At 44.8% G+C, this 7,177-nt stretch carries 4 protein-coding genes; 1 reads left to right on the forward strand and 3 read right to left on the reverse strand.

The window, feature by feature from the left end; genetic code table 11:
* The 3 genes from BG32_RS09235 to BG32_RS09245 all read right to left on the reverse strand — a co-directional run.
* Positions 1 to 1,349, reverse strand: a 1,349-nt coding sequence (locus BG32_RS09235) for a hypothetical protein (RefSeq protein ID WP_147434913.1), incomplete at its 3' end; no start/stop codon positions are given.
* A 178-nt stretch (positions 1,350 to 1,527) separates the two neighbouring features.
* Positions 1,528 to 2,382, reverse strand: coding sequence for a hypothetical protein (locus tag BG32_RS09240; RefSeq protein WP_121526726.1), 855 nt, complete (start codon positions 2,380 to 2,382; stop codon positions 1,528 to 1,530).
* Positions 2,383 to 2,911: 529 nt separating this feature from the next.
* Positions 2,912 to 4,411: a nitrous oxide reductase family maturation protein NosD gene (locus tag BG32_RS09245; RefSeq protein ID WP_121526727.1), complete on the reverse strand. Its 1,500-nt coding sequence runs from the start codon at positions 4,409 to 4,411 to the stop codon at positions 2,912 to 2,914.
* 250 nt (positions 4,412 to 4,661) lie between these two features.
* On the opposite strand from BG32_RS09245, the gene BG32_RS09250 reads away from it, so the two are divergent.
* Positions 4,662 to 7,177: InlB B-repeat-containing protein (locus tag BG32_RS09250; RefSeq protein ID WP_147434914.1), on the forward strand; the 2,516-nt coding region annotated here is incomplete at its 3' end.

Genomic DNA, 7,177 nt, shown 5'->3' on the forward strand with positions numbered 1-7,177 from the left:
TCTCCACTTACTTCTACCGTAAGTTCGAGAATATCTTCTGATTCCTGCGGAACTGTTATTATCACACGTGCATCGTCTGAGTGCTCGGTCTTGCTGTCATATTCGGTGAGTGTTGCCGTGTTATCGAGTATATAGAAATCCTGTTGTGGATCTTCTATCTTTTCGTTAGTAAGGAGAACCTCATAGACTATCGAGAAGGTCTGAATCCCATCCCCTGGTTGCTCCAATATCCAGTTTCCCGTTGTCGGTGGTACATATGCTGCACTAAACCCACCGGGTATTTCGCTTTCTATGTCCTTCAACTGGTCAGCAATCGTTGCGGTGGCGTCCGTGGACTCTGCAAGCCCGCTCAATGTGAAGGTCGCATCCAGAGTGAAAGGGAAGATATCGTCCGCTGTAACCGAAGCCCGAATCCTATACTCATCAACGCCTTCCTTTGGATCGAAGGCGAAATCATACTTATATGAGCTGGATTCTCCCGGGTTCAAAGTGGGAGTCGCCGAAGTATCGACATTTATCGCGGTGAAACCTTCCAGATCTGTATATACATCTCCAAGAAGATATTGAAGCATCACAGTTATTGAAATGTTTGAAGCCGGCAATTCGCCGGTACTGTTGAGATTAACTGCCCCGGAAAGAGCAAAATCTCCTTCTACCGGAGTTCTAGTCGCATTTATAGTATAGGTTAAAGTTGCCGATTCTCCGAGTTTCAACTCCACAGATTCGGGATCGACACTCTTCTCAATTTCCCAGTCATAGGTAAAACCTCTGACAAGCGGATCATCTATATCGCCTTCGAGCTTTGGTTTCTTATCTACCACCGGAGTATCGTCGTGATATATGAATGAATTTATACACACTCCGTACTCTGCTTTCACACGTCTACCGTTGAAATCGAAGTTTACCAGCCTTACGAACGTGCCGAAATAGACTGTCTGTCCATCGTTCAAATTTCCCAGCGGCAGCTCCATCGTGTAGGTCAAAACAGGAGGATTGTGAGTTTCACCCGGAAACTGCGATGGATCGATTTTCGATTTGCTATCTCTGGGGAATCCCTCGATTGTCAGGGATGTTGCGGCTCTGGTCTCGGTAAATAGCCAGCCGTCAATGCCTTCGAACTTCAAGAAGAGAGAATTGTCTTCCTCCCATGCATAGACATTACCGACATGGACTCTCTGAATTACTATCTTGTAAGAAGACTTAAGCCCGCTTACCGAACCCAGCTCAAATTGAACTTCATTCTCTGGAAACTCTTCAATCAACAGCTCTTCCTGTTCTTGCGGTCTGATACAACCTGCCAGAACCAAGAGTATAAGAATTGCCACTACAATAATAAAGCTTCTTTTCATAACTCCACCTCCACCTCAATGGGTGCAAATAACATTATCCAGTCGATTGATATGCAACTATATGCCATGTCACCCCAAAATCTCTCAAGAAGAAATAAAAGGTGCTGAAGTAATGATAAGAAGAAGAACAATGGAGTATCTGTATTTATCATACCATAAATCAAATACAAACGTATGCTTAGAAATCGCCTTCATATATGCAAACCAGTCGAACGCTATCGCTGTTAATAGAGCTAATGTCTGCTGTAACTCTTACTATGCCTTTTGCGGGCACCTCAGCACTCAGTTTAGTTGAAGCGCCTGGAACCAGATTCAGTTCGTCTTCGAAGGAAACCAATTTCACTCTCTCAAACTCAAGCCATGTTCCTTCTTCTTCGATCTCAAAGAGAAGCTCCACAGCAATAAGCGAAGCTTCAATATTACCCTCATTTATAAGAGACAGATCACAGTAAGCCAAACCATCCCGGAGCTCGACGTAAAGACCACCTGTCAGGACGGCATTCAGATCAAGCTGACCCGAATCTCTGAATATGGTGCCGAGATACACAGTCGGAACAGTCGAGACCTCAATGCCGTCAGCATTTTTCATCTCCAGATAGAGTGCGGTGAAGAAACTCGTTGAAAAATCACCTAGGAAATCTAGAGCAACTTCATAGGAAGTAGAATTGACACCATCCTCGAAGGACACATCTGTAGAAAAGAAAGCTATATCCAAACTGCCACTATCGTCAAGCTTGAATTCACCAATTGCTTCTTTAGTCTCGAAAGCGATTCTGCTGAACATCCATCCATCAAGACTCTCAAAGCAAAGTTTAAGTGAACCGTTTTCAATCCAGAAAGAGAAGGTTCCAACACTAGCTCCTGCGACCACAATTTCTGTTCTTCTGACACCAAAAGCGTCAAGTGGTAGAATCTCGGGCTCAAGAGAGAGAGCGTTCTCCGCAGGTTCGCCAGTCAATCGAGGTGTAAGCAGGCAACCACTCGCTGTGAATATCAGAATCGCTATAGTCAGAACCAATCCAATCTTTGACATTCTTCTCTCCTCACTTCCCAGTTCAATAACAAATAACCTTTGAATCTATTCTATACTAAACAAACCCAAAATCATACGAACGATATAGAGAAATAAGTAAAACATAGATGTCATAAAGATTACTTTTGTTTGACAGAGGTTGTGTTTTTCTGGATTCATGGATCGATGGCGCTTACTTCAGAATTGGGATGTAGATAGTAATGACAGTAGAGAATCGGCAATCTGTCTATGTTAAAATAACGGAGAATACCAACAAGGTGATGACTGCCAAAAGCAGTCATAAAAAGTTCGTTATACTTAATCGATTGATACATACGTTTGCTGTAATCAATACTGATTTATTGCACTGTCGTTTGCAATGACGGGCTTTTCGCAAGTAAGAACGCTCGATGGGTGAACTAGCAACGCGTTATCTAAAGATACAGAATTGCCCTTTTTTCTGTACCTTTCTTTGTTGGAATGCTTAAGAAATATAGAAGAACCGGCCCATAAATCAGGCCGGTTCTGTATGTTTATTCTTCTGAGTGTTTTAGTTCGTTTTTGAGATCTGCTCATCCACTGTATAGAAGCCTTCGGGCCAACTGAAGTCTCTGGGGCAAATTGCTTTCTCATCATCAAATACGTTTCCAGAGCCCAGAACAGTCCCATTGAAGACAGTACCGCCACAACCGCAATCTGTACAGCTTCTGAGATATAGATCGAAGCCATGGCGGGCATTTCTGTAGAAGATATTGCTGCTGAACTCAATAGTCGAGGTGCTTCTAAGCAGAACTCCGTTATCTATGTTTCCCGTAATTCTATTCTTCTCGACCGTTCCACGGGCAGTTCCAGTTATCGACAGCGCAACCGTATTCTTCTCAAAAACGGAGTTGGAGATCGAGAAACTAGTATCGTTGCTAATATAAAGACCGGTTCCATTTAGAAAGAAGATGGAGTTCTCGACTATCAAATGACCGCTACCGTAAACGTAAAGACCTGTGAGTCTTTCAGCCAGCTTTTCTTCAGTAGTTTCGCTTTCAAATGCCGAGAAGAGGCAATCATCTATCTTTAGCACATTACCTGCAGCGCCACTGTAAGAGATGCCAAATCTGCCGCCCTTTATAATTACACCGATTATCTCTCCGGAACTGCGCGAAAACTGTACTGCCGTTGCGGGAGTTTTGATTGTTATATCTCTTATAGTTATTCCGTCGACGCTCCTGACATAGATTCCAGCGGTATTCCCTTCTGGCGCGAGTAGAATCACCGAGTCTTTTGAAGCGCCTGCAATGATTATTGACTTGGAAACACTGACATTTTCTTCGTAAACTCCAGGCATTATGAGAACAGTATCTCCAGTCTTTGCAGCATCGACGGCTTTCTGTATACTTGTGAACTCATCGCCGGCTTTGTCGACTATCAATGTATTGCCATCAGCAGAAAACGATGGTGTCTTAACTTCAATAGAGAAGGTCGTAGAGGCTTCTGCTCCTTCCGGGTCTCTAGCTAAGACGGTTATGCTGTTTGTGCCCGGCTTGAGGCTGCTAGCTTTGACAAGGAGGTTCCCATCCTCTATTGACAGAGATTCGTCAGATACTGCGAACGTAAGGACATCACCATCAGGGTCAGATGAAGCGGCTTCAAGATCTATTGTTATCTCTTCTCCAAAGGCTATCTCACTGTTCTCAATAGAGATCGCAGGCGGTCTGTTGACGTTAAGTACTGTAATATTAAAGGTCGTCTTACTCTCTTTACCCTTTTCGGTTTTTGCGAGAATCGAGACACTGCGAGTACCAGAGTCGGCAAAATCCGGCTTGTAGATGAAAGTGCTATCCCTTACACTACCAACGCCGCTGCCAATAGTGTAAATAATACTCGCTTTTCCATCGATCTTTGTGTGTTTTGAAAGATCTACTGAGAGCTCTTCCCCTTCGGATATCGTCTGATCGGGAATAGATATTTCAGGAACGGGAGAGTTACAACCAGACAAAAAGAACAGAAGGAGAATTGTGCTGAGGAAGACAGTTGCCTTTCTTTTGAATATCGACATCGTACAGACCTCCCAATTGTCTCATATAGAAAGAATTATAACACGCAAGGTTCGATGGAACCCCCGATTCTTTTGATCGAAAACCTGCGGTAAGTTAGCCGACTCTTCTTAACGACAATAATCGATTATCATAGTGAAACCTTAATTATTTCCTTCAACCTCTGCATTGTATAATTATATATCTATGATTCAATCTATAGATTGTTTTGTATATTATAGTTTGCTTTTTTGAACACGGGAGTTGAGGATTATGAGGAGAGAAAACCCGGCAAGTACCAGACGTCTTTTTTTTCTATTGTCAGTTTTTGTGCTCTTATTTTTTCTGCCTGCATGTTTCAAACTTGGCGGAGAACCCTCGATCGATGCCGAATTCACTCTTATCCGTGAGATTGCTCTCATGGGAATCAGCGAATTTGCATTCAGTGTCGATGTGAAGGGAGTAAAGGATGCGGCGGTTGTCGAGTTCGACAACGAGATGCCTTCCGTAACGCTTAGCGGAGGCAAAGCCGAATCAAGATTCTTCGCGAACATTGGGACAGACGAAGTGACACTCTCAGTTAGAGACTCCAGGGGTGTGGAGCTTCTAAAGAAGACGGTTGCTCTTCCTGAGACCAAGTCAACATTCGACATGGCAGCAGTGGAAGACAGGACTGGAGTATATGCACTCATAGACGGCGATCTTATTTTCTACTCTCTCGAATGTCTTGAGAACATGACATTTGCAGAGAAGGTCGAGTTGCTGATCGAAGTACTCTCCGTAAATGACTCTTATGTGATCATTGACACACCACCGTTTGGAGCCTGGATATGGGACTTTGAAACATATCCGGCAAATCCGAAGTATGACCTTACACAGGACTCACTTCATACGCTCGGGCTTCCGAACAATGCGCTTGGCTTCTGTGAAAATAGTCTTTTCAACGTACTGAATGGAAGATTCCTTTACGGGCTCGGAGTTGTAATTGAAGGAAATGGTTTGGTAGTTATTGCTCCTGAAGAGACTATATATGAAGAAGGAACGGAAGTCTCCCTTACGGCAGAACCGGCTGAGGGCTGGTTGCTTGAGAAGTGGACCGGCGATGCCACCGGATCGGACACAGAGATTGTAATCACTATGGATGGCGATAAGGCAATTACGGCCAGTTTCAAGCTTGAGAGATACTCGGTTGCTTTCTTTGTGAGCGATTCTGAAGGAGCAGTAGAGGGAGCACTGGTTAGTTTTGCCGGAGAGGAAAGAGAGACTGATGCTCAGGGGAACGCGGAATTCTACGAAATAAGTCCCGGAAGCAAAGATTACACGATAACCAAGTTGGGATACGAAGACCTGGCAGGAAACGTGATCGTAGATTCCGACAAAACCGTTGACATAGTATTGGCTTGTAAAACCTATGAACTGACGACTCTGGTTTCCGGAGAAGGTTCGATCTCGAAGTCGATTGAAAAGGAAAGGTACAACCATGGGGAGATTGTCGAGCTGACAGCCATTCCAGAAAATGGGTGGAGTTTCAGTGGCTGGACCGGAGATCTGGAAGGCTTTCTGAACCCAACGCAAATAACTATGGACAACGACAAGACTGTGACTGCAGACTTTGTGGAACACCAGTATTTTGTTGAAGTATATGCAAGTCCGGAAAACGGCGGTGCTGTCTCCGGCGGTGGCTCTTATGGCTTCGGTGAAGAAGCCCTACTAACCGCTGAGGCAAGTGGATGCTATATGTTCTCCGGCTGGTACGAAAATGGCCAGCATGTCAGTGAAGATCAAGAGTACAGATTCGATGTCTTTAATGACAGGGTACTTGAGGCTAGATTTGTAGCATCTGTATTATCTAAGGATTTCAAGTTCATTCTGGAGAGCGCATTTTTCGGTTGTAAGTATGAAGTAAGGCTTGAACTAGACCCGGCGATCACAAAAGTGAGATTCATATATCCAGATATTGATCCGGCGATACAGACCCCGATTCCTGAAGAAGCCGTTCCTGACGAAAATGGAATTGTTGATCTTTCGGCGTTCTGGACTAACAGAGATGCACAGGTCGTGATGATTGTCTGTTATGTGGGGGACGAGGTTGTCTCGCAATGCGAAGCGGCTCTTTCGAAGGAAAACCTCGCCGAATTTGAGATTACGTTCAATGTCAGTGATGAATCGGGCTCCGTAAACGGTGCCAATGTTGACTTTGACGGAGAGTCACTTCAGACTGACTCCCAGGGAAGGGTCGTTTTTTCGGAAGTTCCGGTCGGGAACAGGGCATACACAGTAAGCAAGACTGGATACGAAAACTCTACCGGAAGCGTTAATGTAGATTCAGGCAAGAGCGTGAATGTCTCTCTAGCTAAAAAGACTTACACGCTTTCGACGGACACAGTCGGTCAGGGTTCGGTCTCGAAAAATCCTGACAAATCGACTTACACTCACGGCGAGATAGTTCAGCTGACGGCAATCCCGTCAACAAGCTGGAGCTTCAGCAGTTGGAGTGGTGATCAAACTGGCTCTGTGAATCCGGCAAGTATAACCATGAATTCCAACAAGACGATCACCGCGAATTTCCTGATCAACCAGTACTCCATAGCAGTTTCTTCAATCCCCTCAGCTGGAGGGACGGCAAATGGTAGCGGAACGTACAATCACGGGCAGACGGTTAATCTTGTGGCTTCGGCAAATGCGGGCTACGAATTTGTCAACTGGACGGAGAACGGAGTGCAGGTGAGCGCGAATACCACTTACTCATTCACCGCGACCGGAAACAGGACACTCGTGGCGAACTTCAG

This window comes from Mesotoga sp. HF07.pep.5.2.highcov, assembly GCF_003666285.1.
Classification (GTDB): Bacteria; Thermotogota; Thermotogae; order Petrotogales; family Kosmotogaceae; genus Mesotoga; species Mesotoga prima.